Origin of the sequence: Clostridium sp. UBA7503 (assembly GCF_002477055.1) — a bacterium.
In the GTDB taxonomy this organism is placed as follows: Bacteria; Bacillota; Clostridia; order Clostridiales; family Clostridiaceae; genus Clostridium_J; species Clostridium_J sulfidigenes.
In genome coordinates this window covers 35,958-55,621 of the sequence record NZ_DLNT01000006.1, presented here as the reverse complement: position 1 = coordinate 55,621, position 19,664 = coordinate 35,958, and the positions used below count along the sequence as shown (strand labels likewise).

Here is a 19,664-nt window from a genome sequence, read left to right as displayed (position 1 = left end):
AGTATATAGCTATAAGGAAAATTACAGTTATAATATAGGGTATATATGGAGGAATTCAACATGAAAAAATTTATTTGCAAAGTATGTGGATACATATATGAAGGTGAAAAATTACCAAGTGATTTTGTTTGTCCAGTCTGTGGCGTGGGATCAGAGATGTTTGAAGAATTTAAGGAAAGTAATTTATTTAGTAAATTTAAAGTGCTTAATAAGGTTAAAGAAAACGATGTAGTTACATCTTTTTATTTAGCTTCTGTAGATAAAAAAGTTTTAAAAATACATAAAGCTGGACAATTTATTTCTATAAAACCAATAACTGAAGGGGATAAATCTAGTGAGGTTAGACAATATTCCTTGTCTATGAAGCCAGGAGAAGATTTTTATAGAATAAGTGTTAAGAGAGAAGATAAAGGATTAATTTCCAGATATCTGCATGACAATATAAATGTAAATGATGAAGTAGAAATAACAGAACCACTAGGTGAATTTATATTAAAGGATAACAATAAACCCTTAGTGCTTATAAGTGGTGGAATTGGAATAACACCTATGATGTCTATGCTTTATAAGGCTATAGAAGAAGGACGAAAAGTAAAATTTATTCAGGCAGTTATAAATTCAAATGTTCATACTTTTAAAAATGAGCTAAGGGATTTAGATAAAAAATATGATAATGTAGACGTAAAATTTTTCTATAGTAAGCCACTAAACAATGATAAACTTGGGGAAGATTATCAATTTGAAGGATATTTAACTAAGGAATGGATTGAAAGAAATCTATCAAAGGATAAAGAATTTTATTTCTGTGGACCTTTAGGGTTTATGAAAATGATATATGATGCTTTAAAGGCAATGGGAGTGTCAGAGGATTATATAAATTATGAAATGTTTGGTCCATCTGCTGACTTATCAAAAATGTAGTTTACAGGGATATTTCAAAATATATTTGAAGTATCCCTGTATTTTTTTATATTCTCCTAAATAGTTATGAATATTTTAAGATTTAAAGCAAAGAATAGCAATATTAATAATTATAGAGGTGAAATTTATGAAGAAGTTATTGTATATAATTGTAAACTCTAAACCAGAAGAGTTATCTGCTAGTAAAACAGTAGGTAGAACATTTGTAAATAAGTTTTTAGAAAATCATAAGGATTTTATTTTAGAAGAATTAGATCTTTATCAGTGTCATATACCTAGACTTGAGTATGAATACTTTGAAAAAAGAAATTGTATGATTAAGGAAGAAGATTTTAGTAAGTTGAATGAAAAACAACAAGGAGAAGTTCATAAAATTGTAAAACTTGTGGATCAATTTAAAGAAGCTGACTTATATGTAATAGCAGCACCAATGTGGAGTCTTTCCTTTCCAGCTCCATTAAAAGAATATATTGATTGTATAGTTATGGATGGAAAAACTATAAATATATCAGAAAATAAAATGGAAGGACTATTAAATGACAAACCAAGGGCTATGGTATATATCCAATCATCAGGTGCACCGATTCCATGGATGTTAAGATCCATTTTTAATAAAGGACTTGATAATGTAAGAGATATAATGAAGTATATAGGAATTAAGAAATTTGAGGAACTATTGGTGGATGGAACAGGTTTTACTGAAGAAGAAAGAAGAGAAGCTATAGAAGAAGCTAATAAAGAAGTAAATAAACTTATAGAAGAAATTTGGAAAAATAATTAATGTATTATAAAAACTGTTAATATTCTACATATTAATAGTTTTTTGTGTATATATAGGATGTTTTTTTTACTAAAGTGTTTATTATAATTCCGTTGATACGATTATAATTGTGTAACCTTTAATAAACAAATAAATTATATATTTTTATTAATAAGATTACTATTTAATTTTAATATAGTTATATATTATAGAATATTGAAAAGGTTTAAAATTAGACTAAGAAAGGAGATGGATATAATATATGCTTGTAGAAAAAATAATATAAAAAAAGTAAAATTGTATGTGTTGAGTAAGCAATGACTTATATGTAAGACTGGAATTAATTATAGGGGGAGAATTATGTTTAAGTTTAAGCGTTTAGGAACTAAAATGACTGTGTTTATAGTAGGCATAGTGTTAATAGGAATGTTAACAACTCAATTAACAACTACTATAATAATGAAACAAAATCTTAAAGAAGATACAAGTGAAAGAGGAACTACAGTAGTAGCAGAATTAGGAAAGTCCTTTGAAAAGGAGCTATTACAGTATGAAAAAGACTTAAAATTAATTGGAGAAGAAAGTGCTTTTAATAAGAAAGTGCTTAAGGATTCCGTAGCTTTAGAAGAGGTATCATCATTATTTAAGAATTATACTGAATCTAATTCACAGATATTAAGCATATATGTAGGATTTCAAGATAAAAGTATGCTTGCAGAACCTACATGGGAAGTGCCAGCAGACTATGATGTAACCCAAAGAGAATGGTATATAGAGGCATCAGAAAGTCCAGAAGATGTAATATGGACAGAACCATATATTGATGCCGACAATAATGTTCCAGTAATTACAGCAGCAAAAGCTATAGTTGAAAATGGAAAAGTAAAGGGCGTATTAGCTGTTGACTTATCTCTAGAAAACTCTTTAAACAATGTTAAAGAGCATAATGTAGGATACAAGGGTTATGCATTTTTAGTTAGCAATGAAGGAGTTGCATTATACCATCCAAAATTAATTAATGAAAACCTAAAAGAGCAACCTATGTTTGATGAGATTTTCAAATCAGAATCAGGTTCTTATAAATTTAATGAAGGTAAGGAAGATTTAGAAGTATATTACTATACTATACCAAACTTCAATTGGAAAGTAGGAGCTGTATATAATGAGAAAGATATGCAAGCTAGTATAATTGAAATTAATAATTTTACTATGGCTATAACTTTTGTAGTGATGCTAGTATTAGCTATAATATTATTTATACTTATAAAAAGAATATCTAATCCTTTAGTTAAGTTATCTAAGGAAGCAAAGTTAGTAGCAGAAGGTGATTTAACAGTAGATATAAAATCTAAATTGAAGGATGAAATTGGACAAGTAACTAATAACTTCAATAGCATGGTTAAGGATATTAACAATATAGTATCTAATGTACAAAAATCTATATATCAAATCAATAGTGCTAGTGAAAACTTAAGTGCTATATCAGAAGAAACTACAGCTTCAACAGAAGAGATAAATGCTGCAGTTGCAGAAATAGCTAGAGATACCTCAAATCAAGCAGAGACTATTGTAGGTATAGTAGACAAGGTAGAAAAACTTAATGAATCTATTAAAGATATTAATAATATTATCAATAAAATGAATGAACTATCCAATTCTTCTACAGCAGCATCAGAATTAGGCTTAGAAAATGTAAGTAATTTAAATATAAAAATTAATGAAAATACCACTGAACTTAATAAGGTAAATGACATATTCCAAGGATTAGTTTATAAGCTACAAGAAATAGATAAAGTTATCGATATGATAACTAATATATCTGGTCAAACTAATTTACTAGCGCTTAATGCAAGTATAGAAGCAGCCAGAGCTGGAGATGCTGGAAAAGGATTTGCTGTGGTAGCAGAAGAAGTTAGAAAGTTAGCAGAGCAATCTAGTGATGCAACAAATAAGATTAAGGAATCTTTATCTAATATAAATAAAGAAACTAATAATGTGAAAAGTGCAATACTTTATGCTAATGATATAAACAAAGAAACTGCAAGTGCTGTATTAAGTACAGAACAATCTTTTAATTCTATTAATGATGAGTTACAAGAAATAGTTGAATTAATAAGAGAAACAAGTCATAGAACAGAAGATATTAATAACTATAGTGGAAATATCTTAGGTGGAGTAGAAGACATTTCAAATAATGCACAACAGAATGCATCTACCGTTGAAGAAGTTAGTGCTTCGATAGATGAACAAAGTGTTGTATTTGGAAGCATAGCACAACACTCTGAAGAATTATCACAATCTTGTCATGATTTATCACAATTAATCAATCATTTCAAAGTAAGTAAGTAGAAATATTTATTAAACCATGATAATGAAATAAATTATGGATAAAATAAAGGGTATCTCAAGTTTTGGAGATACCCTTTATTGTTACATAGGGTTATAACAAATATTTAATAAAGTAGTTGTAGGATTTTCTATAATCACTGAATCAACTCCATAAACATCTTTAATTAACTTAGAAGTAAGAATTTCTTTAGGTGTACCATAAGCAACGATTATACCTTCTTTTAAAACATAAAGTTTGTCACAATACATTGCTGCAATATTTAAATCATGAATTGCAGCAACTACTTCTATGTTAAGATTTTTTACAATACTCATAAGCTGAATTTGATATTTTATATCTAAATGATTAGTTGGTTCATCTAGGATCAAACATTCAGTTTGTTGTGCTAATGCTCTAGCAAGAATAATACGTTGTTGTTCACCACCGGAAAGAGTTAAAAAACTTCTATTTATAAAATTTACCATTCCTACTTTATCTAAGGCATCATAAATTATATCGTAGTCCTCTTTTGTATCTCTATCTAAAAATTTTTTATGTGGAGACCTACCCATAAGTAATATATCTTTTACAGAAAAATCAAAATTATAATTATTATGTTGAGAAAGAACAGCTAATTTTTTAGAGCTTTCTCTTACTGAAATTTTGCTTAAATCAATATCATCTAATTTTATTATGCCACTATTAGGTTTTAAGCTTCTATAGATACACTTTAATAAGGTAGACTTACCACTACCATTTGGTCCAATGATTCCTATGAATTCTTTATTATTAGCATTAATATCAATGCCATTTAGAATATCAGTATCGCCAATTTTAACTTTTATATTCTCTGTTGAAATATGCATTAATTGCTACCTCCAAATCCATAGGATTTTTTTATCATAAGCCATACAAAGCAAGGGGCACCTATCATAGAAATTAATATACCGATTGGAACCTCGGTGCCTCTTATTATAATTCTAGATAGTACATCTGCCCAAATTAGAAATATTGCACCTAGTATAGCCCCAATAGGAATTATTTTTTTATGATCTGTACCAAATAGTATTCTAACTATATGGGGAATTATAAGTCCAATAAATCCAATCATACCTGATGAATATACTATTACACCAATCATTAAAGAAGTAATAATTAAATAAACAATTCTAAATTTATGTAAATCAGTACCTAAAGTAACAGATACTTCATCACCTAAAAGCATTAGGTTTAGAGTTCTATATTGGGTTATAAAGAATAATGTTCCTATAAAAATAATAGGGAGTATAAAAGAAATTTCATTCCAATTAGCACCAGCTAAACTACCCATAAGCCAAAAACTGATATTTTTCATTCCTTGAGAATCATTGGTAATATAAACTATAAAGCTTGAAAATGCACTACATACAGAGCTGAGAGCCATTCCGGAAAGAAGTAATTTTACAGAATTTGTTCTTCCACCTATATTAGAAAGCATTAAAACTAGCATTGAAATAGAAAAAGCGCCTATAAATCCCATTATTCCAATATAACTGCTACCTAAGCTTGTTCCAATACCGAGTAGAATTGCTAAAGTAGCCCCAAGGGATGCTCCAGAAGATATTCCTAAAATATAGGGGTCGGCTAACGGGTTTTTAACAATTGCTTGCATTACAATTCCAATTACGGATAATCCCATTCCAACGGCTATAGCTAAAACTATTCTAGGCATTCTAATCAACCATATAACATCTACTTTAGCAGCACTTGTAGAGAGCTCACCTATACTAAAAAGTTTATAAAAAATAATCCCATATACTTCTTTCATGGATATATTTACTGAGCCAATGGTAACAGCTAGTCCTATTGATAGAATAAGTATTATTAAAAGAACAAGAGAAGTACCTATATAAATAGGCATTCTCTTAAAAATATTAGAATATTTAGTTCCCTGTAAATTTTTATTTTTAATCATCATAATTACTATTTACCTAAAGTTCCATATAAACCTTGAGAAAATGTATTTATTCCATCTATAGTTCTAATACCACTAGAATACATTTCTCCTAAAGATATAGGATATACTCTTTTATTTTTAATAGCTGAAAGTGTTTGAAGAGATTCATCTTTTAAAATTTTATCTACTTCTTGTTGAGGAATGTTTTCATCGCCTCTATCCATATATACTACAAATATACAGTCAGGATTAAGAGTGATTAAGTCTTCTTTACCAATACTATTTCCTTCGGGACTAAGTAAATTGGCACCAAGTTTTGTTATCATATCACCAGCCAAAGTGCTAGCTCCATAAGTGCTGATTTTATCATCAAAGAATTCTACAACTAAAGCATTTTGCTTTTCCTTATCCTTAACTGAATTAGCAGTATTTTCAACAGCCTCAGTAATTTTATTTACTAGAGCTTGTGCTTTATCTTCAACATTGAAGATTTTTCCTAAGTTTAATATGTCAGTAATTTCATTATCAATAGTTTTTTCTTCAGCAACACCACTATTTAGAGACATATATGTATTAGTGCCATTATCATTCCAGTAAGATACATCACCAAGATTTTTATCCTTAAAAAGTGAATACCACCCAAGAATGAAGTCAGGCTCGGACATAACCACAGTTTCTTTTGAAGGCGTAAATTCTTTTAAATAATTAATTTTTTCAAAAGAAGCTTTATATTCTTCTTTTACAGGATGGTCAAGACCAGCTGCAGCCACTATTTTATCTTCAAGACCTAAAGCAAGAAGAGTCTCTATAGAGTTTTGATATACAGCAAAAACTTTTTCAGGCGCTTTATCAAAAGTTAGTTTTATAGGTTCTTTTTTGAAGTTATAAGTTTCAATTGTTACTGGATAATGAGAATCTTTAGATTCATTTTGAGATGAATTAGATTTCTCAGAAGAAGTGTTTTTATCAGATTTGTTATTACTGCAACCTACTAGACTAAGGATAAGTAATAAGCTCAATAGAAGTGAAGTGATTTTTTTAAAGTGTTTCATTGTAATTCTCCTTTAACATTATAATTATAATCAGTTAAATATTATAATTTGTATGAATATAAGGATACTCTTGATAAAACCATAGACAAAAGCATAGTTGTCATGGCGAATATCACTCTTTACTCGAAGAGTATCGATATTTTTAATATTGGTAAGTATCCTGACTTATAGATCATTATATTAATTAACCTTCCCAAACAAAAGTTCAGTGGTATAAACAATTAATATTCCCTAATTACAGTAGCGGTACTGTGCGGAAATTTCATCCATCTTCCTTTAAAACCAATATCATTCATATACTATTATATTTCAACAACCCATACTTTATCATAGTTGAGAAAGGTTGTCAATGAATAAAAAGGAAGAAATCTTTAAATTTCCAGCAGGCGTAAATTCTATACTGAATATATTATTAAAAGTAACAAATAATACAATTGTAGGTATATCCAACATGGAAGATGAATAGTGAATATGTAATAATAAATATTGATTAATAAAAATTATTAGGTTATAATGGAAATATATAAATAAGAGATTTAAGGAGGAATATGAAATGTCACTAGAAAAAATCGTATGTTTATGCAATGGGGTTACTTATGCTGCAGTAAGAGAGGCTATGGCTCAAGGAGCTAGATCGGTACAAGATATTCAAGCTGCTACAGGAGCAGGAGATGTTTGTGGAGGATGTATTGAAAGAATTGAAAAAATACTAGGGGATGTATGCACATGTAGAAATGTTTCTACTGAAGAGGTAGTAAAAGCAATACAAAATGGAGATACTACTGTAGAAAAGGTAGGTGTAACTACAGGGGCAGGAACAGCATGTGGAAAATGTAAATGTGTTATTGAGAGTTTGATTGACTCAAATAAATAATATGTTTTAATGTTACAAACAACTTCATTGGATGTAAATATAAAATCTAAAAATATAGTGTATTTAAATGTGATTTATAGTAATACTATTATAGAATAATTACATTGTATATGATTAATTACGTTAATCATATATGTCTATATTAAGGAGGAAAAATAAATGTCAGAAAATAGAATTGTATGTACTTGTCAAGATGTAGACTATAATACTATAAAGAAAGCCATTGAAGATGGTGCTAAGACAGTAGATGATATAATGGAAGCTACAGGAGCAGGAACTGTTTGTGGAGGATGTATTAGTGAAATAGAAGAAATTCTCCAGGAATTAAAAAAATAATTAATATAAATTTTTAGGTCTATATTGATATATAAAGTAGCTATATCAATATAGGTCTATTTTTTTATAATTTCAACTTTGAAATCTTAACATTATCTTTATATAGTAAATAAGTATCTTAATACAAAACTTATTAATATATTGTTAAACTAATAATATAAAGATATATTAGAAATAGGAGTTGAGACAACATGAAAACTAATCATAAAGAAAATAAATTTAAATTTTATATGGACAAGGCTATTTTAGAATTAAAAAATAGGAATTATGAACCAGCTAGAGGCTATATTTTAAAGGCTATGATGATAGATGATTCAGCTCCAGAAATTCACAATTTATTTGGAATATTTTATGAATTGAATAAAAATATAGATTTAGCGCATAAGCATTATAGTGCATCATACTCACTTAATGCTACATTTAGACCAGCAAGGAATAATCTACAGAGAATCAGTGATTTTTCATATAAATATAGTACCTGGGATATTGATTATGGAAATAATGAAGAAAATATTGAAAAACAATTGTATACAGTAATTTATGATGAAAATAACATAGGTAGATTTGTGAAAATAAATTGATATTAAATATGAATTAATGATAATTAATACAACTTATAGTAATTGTCTTTAGCATTGTATTTAACCTTTTTTAGAAATATAATTAATACTTGCAAGGGAGATATATACAATGAAATATGATAAAAATATATATAATTATGATGATAAAGAAATAGGTAAAAAGACATATTGGATTAGAGATTTATTAAAAACTATGTTAATAATGATTTTTAGCACACTGATATCTATCATGTTTGGAAAATTTGGTTTTAACGAGTCCAACATTATTCTCATATTTATATTAGGAGTAATATTCACAGCTAGAAGCACAGAAGGATATTTTTATGGTACTATTGCATCAATAATAGGAGTATTAGCTTTTAATTTTTTCTTTACAGTACCTTATTATACTTTTAGGGCATATAGAAGTGATTATCCTATAACTTTTTTAGTAATGCTACTAGTAGCTATAATTACAAGCATGTTGACGTCTAAGGTCAAAAGGGAAGCGAAAATTGCATATATAAGAGAACGTAGAATTAGATTATTATATGAAAATAACAAGAGGTTACTAATAGCCAGAAATAAAAATCAGATAATTAAATTGTGTGGCGAAAGTTTAGTAGATATGTGTAATAGAACTGTTATGATAATTGTTAAAGATTCTAAGAATAATTTAATTGATCCAAGAATATATGGTGAAGAAAGGGATGGAGGAGATGGCAACATATTTAAGTCATCTTTGGAGAAAAATATATTGGAAGAAGCATTCAAACTAGAGCGTGCGGTTGGAATAGGTACGAATTATTGTAGCGAAAGTAGTGTTTATTACTATCCAATAAAAGGCCAGCATCATGTATTAGGAGTAATATGTATGAACTGCTTCCAAAAGGGTGAACTAACATCAAATGAAAAAATAACAGTAGCAGCTATATCAGCCCAGGTGGCATTGGCTATTGAGAGGGAAGAGTTGTTTGAAAAAAATGAAAAAGTAAAATTAGATGCTGAAAGGGAACGATTAAGAGGAAATTTGTTAAGATCCATCTCTCATGATTTAAGAACTCCACTTACAAGTATTATGGGTTCAGCATCAACTATTCTTGAGAATTATGATTTATTGGACAAAAGCATACAAAAGGAACTTTTACAAAATATCTGTGAAGACACTAGTTGGCTTATTCACTCGGTTGAAAATATATTGAGTATGACTAGGGTTGATGAGGGAAAGCTTGAAATGAAAAAAGAGCCTGAAATAATTGAAGAAATTATTACACAAGCAATTTCTAGAGTAAGAAAATTTGCAGATAATCGTAATATTAAAATAGATTTACCAAGAGAGATGGTTTTGATATCTGTAGATTGGGTGTTAATTGAACAAGTTTTTGTGAATTTAATTCATAATGCAATAAAGTATACACCTGATAATTCAGAGATAAAGATTAAATTAGAGGATATAGGCAGTAAAGTGATTTTTGAAGTTTCAGATAATGGAAATGGTATACCGAAAGAAGACTTACCTAATATATTCACAAGATTTTACACAAAATCAAAAGTAAAACATATAGAAAATAGGGGGATAGGATTAGGGTTAGCAATATGTAAATCCATAATTAAAGCTCATAATGGAGAAATGGAAGCTTTTAATAATGAGTTAGGTGGAGCCACATTTAGATTTAGTATACCTAGAGAAGAAGGAGGCATATATGGAGATAAAACCATTAATTTTAATTGTAGAAGATGATAAACCTATAAGTAAATTTATAAGGGTATCTATGGAAACACAAGGTTATAAATGTATAGATACTAAATATGGAGATGCTGCTATATCTTTAGTTTTTTCTATGAATCCAGATATAGTAATTCTAGATTTAGGACTTCCAGATATGGATGGATTACAAGTTATAGACAAAATTGTAGGTAAAACGAAAGCTAAAGTAATTGTAGTATCTGCCAGAGGACATGAAAGGTCAAAAGTTGAAGCTTTGGACTGTGGAGCTGATGATTATTTAACAAAGCCATTTAGTGTTTCTGAGCTTTTAGCTCGAGTTAGAGTAGCTCTTAGAAATCAAAATAAAGATATGTATAATCAGAATAATAAATCAAAAGTATTTGAAATTAGAGGGTTTAAAATAGATTTTGATAGACATAGAGTATTTGTAGAAGGTAAAGAAATACATTTAACACCTATAGAATATAAATTGATTGAATTAATGTCAAGGTATTCAGGAAGAGTTTTAACTCATAAATTTATTGTAAATGAAATATGGGGAGGGTATTGTGAAAATGAAACACAATCTCTTAGAGTGTTTATGGCAAGTATAAGAAGAAAGATAGAAAAAGATCCAGCAGAACCACAATATATAAAGACTGAAGTAGGCGTAGGATACAGGCTAGTAGATGAATAAATACACAGATTAAATATGTTATATCTAATGTAATTATTAAAATTAGATATAACATATTTTTATGCATATAATTTGTCAACTTAACTCAACCATATTATTAATACAATTTAATGATATATTTATGTTTTAATGATTATCTTAACACAATCTTTATATTTTAGATAGTAATATATTTATATACAGTAATAGTAAGAATAGAAATGTTTAAACTAACGTATGAATTTTAAAATTAATAATAAATAAAAAATGATGTTAAGGAGTGCATTAAATTATGAAAAGAAAATCTTCAGATTATGTAATAGTAGCAGGATGTAGTAAGTTTGGAGCTAATATAGCATCTATGTTATCGGCAAGAGGAAAGTCTGTTATTATTATAGATATAAATAAAAATTCATTTAGAAAACTTTCACCAGACTATAGTGGATATAAAATTGAAGGAGATGCTACAGATATAGACGTTTTAATAGAAAGTGGAATAGAAATAGCAGGAACATTAGTGGCTGCTACAGGTGATGATAATACGAATATTATGATTGCTGAAATAGGAAGTAAGATTTTTGGAGTAGATAAAGTGGTATCTAGATTGTATGATACGGAGAAAGAAGTTGTATATGATGAATTTAATGTGAATATTATCAGACCTACTCAACTAACCATAAGGGAGTTTGAAAACATTAATAATAATGATATGAATAAAATATGTATAACAGATTTTGCGAAGAAAAAAACAAAGAACATCATGGAGGCATTATAATGAATATTTTAATAATAGGTGGAAAGAAGAAAGCTGACTTTTTAATGAAATCTCTTATAGATAAAGGGAATAAAATAACTGTGATTCATGATGATTACGAGTACTGCAAAACTTTATCTCGTAAATATGATGAAGAAATTATTTGTGGTGATGCAACTAAAATGTATATCCTTGAAGAAGCTAAGATAAATAGTATGGATATGGTAATTGCAATGACTCCAAAGGATTCTGACAATTTAGTTATATGCCAATTAGCTAAAAATATATACGGGGTTAACAAAACTTTTGCAACAGTTGCTGATCCTAAAAATGTTAAAGTATTTAAACAGTTAGGAGTAGATATAGTTATTAGTGCTACTTATGTCGTATCAAGGATTATAGAACAAATGGCTACAGTTAATGATATATATAATTATATTCCCATTGAGGATGGAAAAGCTAGCATAATGGAAGTTATTATAAAAGAACATTACTCATTATGTGGTAAATATATTAAAGATATTAAATTTTCTCAAGAAGCTATTGTAGGATGTATTATTAGAGATGGGAATATAATTATTCCAAATGGGAATACTAAAATTTTTGCAGAAGATAAATTTTTAATTATATCCTCTACACAAATGCAAGATAACATAATTAAATCATTAGTTGGAGGTAAGGGGCAAAGTGAAATCATGTAGTAATAATAGCACAAGCTATAAGATAATATTTGCGTATATAGGAATTTTAATGATTATAATAGGAGCCATAATATTACTTCCTTTGTTAATATTAATTGCATACCCACATGAAGTAAAATATGCTCCGACTTTTATTATTCCATCTATTATATCTATGGGGATTGGAATTTTATTAAGTAGACTTGTTGATTTTAAAAAGTACAGCAATATATCATTAGGAGGAGATGCAATAATTGTAGTAGCTACTTGGATTATTGCTACAATTTTTTCATCAATGCCATTTATATTACTAGGAGAGTTTAATTTTACTCAGGCATATTTTGAAGCTGTTAGTGGATGGACAACCACTGGATTATCAGTGGTAAATGTTGAAAATATACCTAAAATTTATCTTATACATAGGAGTATAATGCAATTTTTTGGAGGCATAGGCATAGTGCTTGTAATGGTGTCTGCACTATCAGCTACATTTGGTATGAGGCTTTATAATTCAGAAGGTCATTCAGATAAACTATTACCTAATCTAATTAAATCATCTAGAATGATATTGACAATTTATGTGGGATATGTTTTATCAGGAACTATATTGTATTATATTTTTGATATGCCACTATTTGATGCTTTAAATCACTCTATTGCAGCACTATCTACAGGTGGTTTCTCAGTAAGAGGCAATAGTATAGGAGAATATAATAGTTTTTCCATAGAGCTAATAACTATAATTTTAATGCTTTTAGGAACTACAAATTTTGCAGCTCACTTGCTTCTTTTGAAGGGAAAGTTTAAAAAATTTTTTAAACTTGGAGAAGTAAGATTTATGCTTATATTGCTTGGAGTTACAATACCTTTAGTCACTTTTGTTTCATTAAATAGATTATACGGAAGTTTATCCAGAGCATTAAGAGTAGCTGCTTTTGAACTTGTTTCAGCACTTTCAACTACAGGATTTTCAACGGTTGGATATGGGAAGTGGCCTAGTTTTGCTATTTTAGTTATGATAAGTTTAATGGTTATAGGTGGAGGAGCAGGATCTACTGCTGGTGGAATAAAACTTAATAGAATATATTTGATAATGAAAAGAATGATTTGGAATTTAAAAAGAAAGTTTAAGCCTGAGCATGTGGTGAGTCAAGATAGTATATATAAGCCAGAGGGGAAAGTTTATATAGAGGATAGTAATATATTAGATGCTTCAAACTATGCTTTTACTTATATAATATTATTTATTATTGGAACTGGAGTTATAACTGCATATGGATATCCTCTTCAAGATGCTATGTTTGAATTTGCATCATCATTAGGTACTGTGGGGTTATCGGTTGGAATAACAGGAATATCAGCGCCATCAGCTATATTATGGATAGAAATTTTAGGAATGTTATTTGGTAGACTAGAGATATGGGTAATATTTATTGCTATAGTGAAAATATTTAAGAGGAATAATTAATATAAGTTTAAATATCCAATAATAGATATACTGTTATTGGATATTTAAGCTTTTATATTAAACTACTGGTTTTTCATCTCATTTTTAACATCATTTTTTAATTCTTTAGCTATTGTTTTTCCTCCAACCATAGCTTTATTGTACAGATTTTTAGCTAATTGACCTTCTTCTCTAACTTCATCTTTCATTTGATTTTTAAGGTCGTGAACAAATTTCTTATTTGAAATAAATTCTTTAATATCTTCCTTTTTTTCACCATACTGAATTTTAACTTCATTATACATATCCTTAACTTCACTAGTAACTTTATTCATACCTTCTTTAACTTCATCACCTATTTTATTCATAAAAATCTCCTCCCATAAAATTATTTTAAATGTAATTTAGTATCATATAGTAGAAATAATTATAAAAAATAAAAGTAAAATTTAATTCTATTTTTTATATAGTTTACTCAAAATACAAAATAATATTTAATGAATTTAATGGATATTCAATTTTAAAATTTAACTAATAAATTTAAATAATTATATTGAAAAATATAGTAATAGAATATACTCATTCCATGTATTTATAAAATAAATAACCATATATTAATCTATATGAAAAAAATATTATAAATGTATTATTAAGTAATAAAACTTATAAAAAGTAATATGTATATTTTAAAAACATAGAAAATATGGTATACTAAACATGGATTGAGTATACATGACTTGAAGTACTAGGTTTGAACTAGAATAATGTTCATGTAGAGAATATAGTATAGCTAATATAGTTAAAAATTTAACTACTCTAATGAGTGTAATGTAAATAGATAGCAACAAATAGCTACATAAAAATATAACTATTTGCTGATATAAAGAAATCCATATATTTATTAAGGGGGAAAGAAAATGTTTAAAAAATTTACAAATGGTTGCGTTAAATTAGTTCAAAATTACCTACCAGATCCATTTTTATTTTGTATCATTTTAACTTTCATAATCTTTATTTCAGGTGTTTTATTTACAGGACAATCTCCATTATCTATGATTATTCATTGGACAAATGGATTTTGGAATTTATTAGCATTTGCAATGCAAATGGCATTAGTTCTTGTTTTTGGTCATACTTTAGCTAGTGCACCAGCATTTAAAAAAATCACAAAGAAACTAGCTAGAATCCCCAAAACACCAACTCAAGCAATCTTATTAGTTACTTTTGTATCTTCTATAGCATGTATATTAAACTGGGGGTTTGGATTAGTTATAGGAGCAATATTTGCAAAAGAACTTGCAAAGGAAGTAGATGGTGTTGACTATAGGCTTCTAATAGCTTCAGCTTATTCGGGTTTCTTATTATGGCATGCTGGACTATCAGCATCAATTCCATTAACTCTTGCTACTGGTGGAGAATCTTTAGTTAAAGCTACATCAGGAGCAGTAAGTGCTGCAGGAGTACCAACTACCGAAACTATATTTTCACTATGTAATTTAGTTATAGTAGGAGTTTTAGTAGTAACTTTACCACTTATAAATAGAGCTATGCACCCAGATAAAGGTAATGTTGTAGTTATAGACAAAGGCTTATTAGAGGATGAAAAAGCATTTGTAGAGATGCCAAAGGAAAATATGACTCCAGCTGATAAGTTAGAAAATAGTAAGATAGTTACTTGGTTAATTTCAATAATGGGATTTACCTATATAATATATTATTTTATTACTTCAGGATTTAATTTAAACCTTAATATAGTAAACTTTATATTTTTATTTTTTGGTATTTTGTTACATGGAACTCCTAAGCGATTTATAAATGCTTTAATGGAGGGTGCTAAAGGAGCTGGTCCTATATTACTTCAGTTCCCATTTTATGCAGGTATAATGGGAATGATGACAGGAGCTAATGCAGAGGGAATATCTTTAGCAGTATTAATGTCAAATGTGTTTGTAACTATTTCTAACAAAGTTACATTCCCAATGTTCTCATTTTTAAGTGCAGGATTAGTTAATTTCTTTGTACCATCTGGTGGTGGACAATGGGCTGTACAAGCACCTATCATGATGCCAGCAGGAGCAGAACTTGGAGTAAGCACAGCTAAAACAGCAATGTCAATTGCTTGGGGAGATGCATGGACAAATATGATTCAACCATTCTGGGCTTTGCCAGCACTTGGAATAGCAGGTCTAGGAGCAAAGGATATTATGGGATATTGTATAATAGATTTATTATACTCAGGAGTGATAATAACAGTAGGTCTTACTGTTATAGGTATGTAGAATTAATTTATAAATCTATATACCTAGAATAAATACTGTCTATAATATAAAGGACTTTTATAAAAATATATAAATAATCTTATATAAAAAATTGAGCATATACTTTAATAGTATTAGGGGTTTTAGCCTTAATACTATAAGTACTTGCTCAATTTTTTTCAAACTGATTTATTTTTTTATAAAGTAGCTAGTTTACAATCAGATTACCTACTCCTACATTTAAATCAAAGGTGTATATATCTTCACCAGAAGTCTTGGCATTTATATCTATACTACCTATACCAGTAGAAGTATCTAGCTTTACAGGAGAATTATTTGGAATAGATATAACAGTTTTACCTACACCACCATCATAAGTTAAGTCTCCTCCAACTTCAGCAAAGATAATGGAAAGATTACCAACACCACCATCAATATCTATATCACCGCATTTGCTAGAAAGATCTATGGTTGTATTTCCAACTCCTTGTTCAAGCTTTAGATCTTGAAAAACTATATCTTTCAAGGTAAGATTTCCAGCACCACCTTCAATCTTTAATTTATTAATATTTATTCCATTAATAGAAACATTACCAGCACCACCATGTAATTCTAAATCTTTATTAAAACCTTTAGGAATATTAATAGTAATTTCTCTAGATGTAGATTTATTAAAAAAGCCTAAGTTTATAGAAGAATTTACACCATGTTCTTTAATATTGAGGGTATTTCCAATAACACCAATTGTGGTTTTATCTACAAAGGAATTAGATCCCCTACAAGTTATAGTAAAATCTGAACTGTCAACAGAGTTAATATTTACATTAGAAGCATGGATTTCAATATCTATATCTTCTATATTTTTCATAGGAATGGTTTTGGATATGCCTTCGTCATAAGTGGTTAAATTTCCATTATTATCAAAGTCATCAAAGTTATTACTAATATCATCTAAATTATCTAGAAAGTCTGTACCTAGATTCCCAAATAATTTATCATTATTAAAATTCACTGGACTACTATTCTTAGGTCGAGATTTCACACCAAACTCTACATTACAACCCACAAGAAGAGTAGTCGTAAGGATTAGAGTAGGAATTATAATAAAAAGTTTCTTTTTCATAAAAACACCTCTATTTTAATAAATTAATTAAATTATATCTAGTTTTTTGTCTATTCTATTGGCAGCAACCAATTGAAGTATAATTAGGGCTAATATATCTATAATTATTGCAAATATATCTAATTCAATAGCTCCATATTTACCTATGGTCATATATATATAAGGTAAAAAGTACAATATTAAATTAGCTATAAAGGAGTAAATAATATTTCCAACAATACTAGCACCTATTACAGCTAATACACATAAAGCAGTACTTTTAATATAGGAACCTAGTATTGCGATTAATGCAGTTATAATTAAATAACTTATAATAGTACCTAAGGAGATAGATAATGAAATATTAAGAACTATGGATGAAAAATTGCCAGAGTTAACCATAGCACCTAAAGCTACAATTATAGTAATAAAAAGATTTATAAAAATTAATTCTAAAAGATTACCTAGAATAAAATCTATACCAGATATAGGAGCTAAAAATAAAAGTCGCCCATATTCCTTTGATAATTGCATATAAAATATTATTATATGAGCTATGAAATTCGTAGCGATAAGAATTGAAATAGCTGGTATTAGGTCTAATCCTTGAGTGAACTTAGACAAAAATGAACTTGACCCAAGAGCTAAAACTAGAATAATAGCTTCTATCAAATACATAATTCTCAAGGTTCTAAAAGAATATTTAGCTATACCGAAAATATTTTTTATTTTAATTGATTTACTTTTAATTATTTTATTTTCCATAATATTCACCTACTCTGCAAATACCTTTCTATATATTTTGTCTATAGATGTACCGTACTTTATACGTAATTCTTCTGCATCGCCTTTTTCAATTATTGAGCCATCACCTAAAAATATTACTTCATCAAAAATCTGCTCAAGTTCCCCTACATAATGAGTTGTAATTATCATTGAAGCGTTACTATCCAAATTATCTATAATTGCATTAATTATCTTATCTCTACTTATAATATCAACTCCAGAAATAGGCTCATCAAGGATATATAAGTTACAATTTCGACTTAAGGTTAGGCTAAGAGCAACCTTTTCTAACATTCCTTTAGATAATGATTTAAGTTTTGCATCTGTTTGGATATTCATAAATTTTAATAAGCTTAAAGCTTTAGATTCATTAAAATCATAAAAGAAATCTTTATAAAACTTAAGAGCATCATTTACCTTCATCCATTTAAATAGATAATCTTTTTCCTGTAGGTATGAAACAAACTGTTTAGTTTCCCTTCCAACTGACATGCCGTTAATAGTTACAGTTCCTAAAGTGGGCTTAAAGAGTCCAGATATAACATTTAACAAGGTTGTTTTTCCTTGACCGTTTGGTCCAAGGATTCCAAGAACTTTTCCTTTTTTTAAGTTAAAACTTATTTCATTTAAAATATGCTTAGCTCCAAAATTTTTGGATAGAGCAGTTATCTCTAGTACATTATCACAAAATGTGTTTAAATCAACATTATTTAAAAGTTCATCTTTAGTTACTATGGTAGTTGCGTCATTATTCAAGACTATTCCTCCTCATACATATTCATAATTAGTTCTAAAATTTCTTCTTTTGAAAACCCTAAGGTTTTACTTTTGTGGATAAAATCTCTTAGTAATTCTTTAGAATATTCTTTTCTTAGGTTATCTATTATAGTTTCATCCTCTGTTAAAAATTTTCCGATACCCCTTTGAGTATTTATTAATCCTTCATTTTCAAGTTCAGAATAAACTCTTAATATAGTGTTTGGGTTAACTTTGAGTTCACTGGCATAATCTCTAACAGACAATAATCTCTCCCCCTTTTTTAGTTCTCCAGAAACAATTTTCATTTTCATGTAATTTTTTATCTGAATATATATAGGTTCCTTTGAGTTTAATTCTAACTCCATTTCATCACCTCATCTTATCAGTTGTAGTGTCTTAATTACATGATACACTAATACTGATTTAAATGGTATTGCGAAAAAATGCTATATAGTCTGATTAGAGTAGAATAGATATAAATAACTCTTGTTTTCTTTAAATAGCTAATTTAAAAGATAAAATACTACAAAATAATCTAATATACAATAATTCGTTTCACTAATTTGTTGCTATATATTGTAATATATTACTTTAAAATGTATAATTGGTAGTGTGAATATACACTTTTAAAGAAATATGTAGATACAATAGAAAAGAATATACATATATAACTAAAAAGTTATAAAAATTAATTTTTATAATAATTTTAGTACAGTGAGGAAAGTT

General features: G+C 28.1%; 21 protein-coding genes and 1 riboswitch. Of the genes, 13 read left to right on the top strand and 8 right to left on the bottom strand.

Annotated features, from left to right (window positions below; genetic code table 11):
- The first annotated feature begins 60 nt into the window (after positions 1 to 60).
- The 3 genes from B3630_RS00845 to B3630_RS00835 all read left to right on the top strand — a co-directional run bounded on the left by B3630_RS00845 (position 61) and on the right by B3630_RS00835 (position 4,030).
- A complete protein-coding gene (locus B3630_RS00845; RefSeq protein ID WP_414632985.1) occupies positions 61 to 921 on the top strand; it encodes a rubredoxin-like domain-containing protein in 861 nt (286 codons plus the stop codon).
- Positions 922 to 1,048: 127 nt separating this feature from the next.
- The gene (locus B3630_RS00840; RefSeq protein WP_346894653.1) at positions 1,049 to 1,702 is read left to right on the top strand and encodes an FMN-dependent NADH-azoreductase; all 654 of its coding nucleotides are present in this window, start codon (positions 1,049 to 1,051) and stop codon (positions 1,700 to 1,702) included.
- A gap of 339 nt (positions 1,703 to 2,041) precedes the next feature.
- Entirely contained in the window at positions 2,042 to 4,030 is a 1,989-nt protein-coding gene (locus tag B3630_RS00835) for a methyl-accepting chemotaxis protein (RefSeq protein ID WP_346894651.1), read from the top strand.
- A gap of 81 nt (positions 4,031 to 4,111) precedes the next feature.
- Here B3630_RS00835 and B3630_RS00830 read toward each other — a convergent pair whose 3' ends face one another.
- From B3630_RS00830 to B3630_RS00820, 3 genes are read right to left on the bottom strand one after another with little or no spacing between them, the layout of a single operon-like run.
- Complete coding sequence (locus tag B3630_RS00830) at positions 4,112 to 4,876, bottom strand: ABC transporter ATP-binding protein (protein WP_346894649.1); 765 nt, start codon at positions 4,874 to 4,876, stop codon at positions 4,112 to 4,114.
- Positions 4,876 to 5,964, bottom strand: a complete 1,089-nt coding sequence (locus B3630_RS00825; protein WP_414632986.1) for a FecCD family ABC transporter permease — start codon at positions 5,962 to 5,964, stop codon at positions 4,876 to 4,878. The genes B3630_RS00830 and B3630_RS00825 overlap by 1 nt, the downstream gene beginning before the upstream one ends.
- An 8-nt stretch (positions 5,965 to 5,972) precedes the next feature.
- Entirely contained in the window at positions 5,973 to 6,998 is a 1,026-nt protein-coding gene (locus B3630_RS00820) for an ABC transporter substrate-binding protein (RefSeq protein WP_346894645.1), read from the bottom strand.
- A 133-nt stretch (positions 6,999 to 7,131) separates the two neighbouring features.
- Positions 7,132 to 7,300: riboswitch (cobalamin riboswitch) on the bottom strand.
- 41 nt (positions 7,301 to 7,341) lie between these two features.
- On the opposite strand from B3630_RS00820, the gene B3630_RS00815 reads away from it, so the two are divergent.
- The 9 genes from B3630_RS00815 (at position 7,342) to B3630_RS00775 (ending at position 14,054) form a co-directional block, all read left to right on the top strand.
- On the top strand, positions 7,342 to 7,464 hold the full coding sequence (locus B3630_RS00815; RefSeq protein WP_346894643.1) for a hypothetical protein: 123 nt from the start codon (positions 7,342 to 7,344) through the stop codon (positions 7,462 to 7,464).
- 87 nt (positions 7,465 to 7,551) lie between these two features.
- Positions 7,552 to 7,872, top strand: a complete 321-nt coding sequence (locus B3630_RS00810; RefSeq protein WP_346894641.1) for a (2Fe-2S)-binding protein — start codon at positions 7,552 to 7,554, stop codon at positions 7,870 to 7,872.
- A gap of 159 nt (positions 7,873 to 8,031) precedes the next feature.
- Positions 8,032 to 8,208, top strand: coding sequence for a (2Fe-2S)-binding protein (locus tag B3630_RS00805; protein ID WP_346870834.1), 177 nt, complete (start codon positions 8,032 to 8,034; stop codon positions 8,206 to 8,208).
- 191 nt (positions 8,209 to 8,399) lie between these two features.
- Entirely contained in the window at positions 8,400 to 8,789 is a 390-nt protein-coding gene (locus B3630_RS00800; protein ID WP_346894639.1) for a hypothetical protein, read from the top strand.
- 109 nt (positions 8,790 to 8,898) lie between these two features.
- Positions 8,899 to 10,509 (top strand): DUF4118 domain-containing protein, encoded by a 1,611-nt coding sequence (locus tag B3630_RS00795; protein WP_346894637.1) that lies wholly within the window; start codon positions 8,899 to 8,901, stop codon positions 10,507 to 10,509.
- On the top strand, positions 10,472 to 11,173 hold the full coding sequence (locus tag B3630_RS00790; protein WP_346894635.1) for a response regulator transcription factor: 702 nt from the start codon (positions 10,472 to 10,474) through the stop codon (positions 11,171 to 11,173). The genes B3630_RS00795 and B3630_RS00790 overlap by 38 nt, the downstream gene beginning before the upstream one ends.
- Before the next feature lie 271 nt (positions 11,174 to 11,444).
- The gene (locus tag B3630_RS00785; RefSeq protein ID WP_346894633.1) at positions 11,445 to 11,927 is read left to right on the top strand and encodes a TrkA family potassium uptake protein; all 483 of its coding nucleotides are present in this window, start codon (positions 11,445 to 11,447) and stop codon (positions 11,925 to 11,927) included.
- On the top strand, positions 11,927 to 12,607 hold the full coding sequence (locus B3630_RS00780) for a potassium channel family protein (protein WP_346870839.1): 681 nt from the start codon (positions 11,927 to 11,929) through the stop codon (positions 12,605 to 12,607). The genes B3630_RS00785 and B3630_RS00780 overlap by 1 nt, the downstream gene beginning before the upstream one ends.
- Positions 12,594 to 14,054, top strand: coding sequence for a TrkH family potassium uptake protein (locus tag B3630_RS00775; protein WP_346894631.1), 1,461 nt, complete (start codon positions 12,594 to 12,596; stop codon positions 14,052 to 14,054). The genes B3630_RS00780 and B3630_RS00775 overlap by 14 nt, the downstream gene beginning before the upstream one ends.
- Positions 14,055 to 14,116: 62 nt before the next feature.
- Here the strand turns inward: B3630_RS00775 and B3630_RS00770 are convergent, their stop codons facing one another.
- On the bottom strand, positions 14,117 to 14,401 hold the full coding sequence (locus B3630_RS00770) for a hypothetical protein (RefSeq protein WP_346870841.1): 285 nt from the start codon (positions 14,399 to 14,401) through the stop codon (positions 14,117 to 14,119).
- Between the two features lie 549 nt (positions 14,402 to 14,950).
- On the opposite strand from B3630_RS00770, the gene B3630_RS00765 reads away from it, so the two are divergent.
- The gene (locus B3630_RS00765) at positions 14,951 to 16,312 is read left to right on the top strand and encodes a short-chain fatty acid transporter (RefSeq protein ID WP_346894629.1); all 1,362 of its coding nucleotides are present in this window, start codon (positions 14,951 to 14,953) and stop codon (positions 16,310 to 16,312) included.
- 187 nt (positions 16,313 to 16,499) lie between these two features.
- On the opposite strand, the gene B3630_RS00760 is transcribed toward B3630_RS00765, so the two are convergent.
- Genes B3630_RS00760 through B3630_RS00745 form a run of 4 tightly spaced genes read right to left on the bottom strand, consistent with a single transcriptional unit; the run spans position 16,500 to position 19,303 of the window.
- Complete coding sequence (locus tag B3630_RS00760) at positions 16,500 to 17,414, bottom strand: DUF4097 family beta strand repeat-containing protein (RefSeq protein ID WP_346894627.1); 915 nt, start codon at positions 17,412 to 17,414, stop codon at positions 16,500 to 16,502.
- Positions 17,415 to 17,441: 27 nt separating this feature from the next.
- A complete protein-coding gene (locus B3630_RS00755; RefSeq protein WP_346894625.1) occupies positions 17,442 to 18,158 on the bottom strand; it encodes a hypothetical protein in 717 nt (238 codons plus the stop codon).
- Positions 18,159 to 18,167: 9 nt separating this feature from the next.
- Positions 18,168 to 18,935, bottom strand: a complete 768-nt coding sequence (locus B3630_RS00750) for an ABC transporter ATP-binding protein (RefSeq protein ID WP_346894623.1) — start codon at positions 18,933 to 18,935, stop codon at positions 18,168 to 18,170.
- Positions 18,936 to 18,937: 2 nt separating this feature from the next.
- Positions 18,938 to 19,303: a GntR family transcriptional regulator gene (locus B3630_RS00745; protein WP_150841796.1), complete on the bottom strand. Its 366-nt coding sequence runs from the start codon at positions 19,301 to 19,303 to the stop codon at positions 18,938 to 18,940.
- Positions 19,304 to 19,664 lie beyond the last annotated feature (361 nt).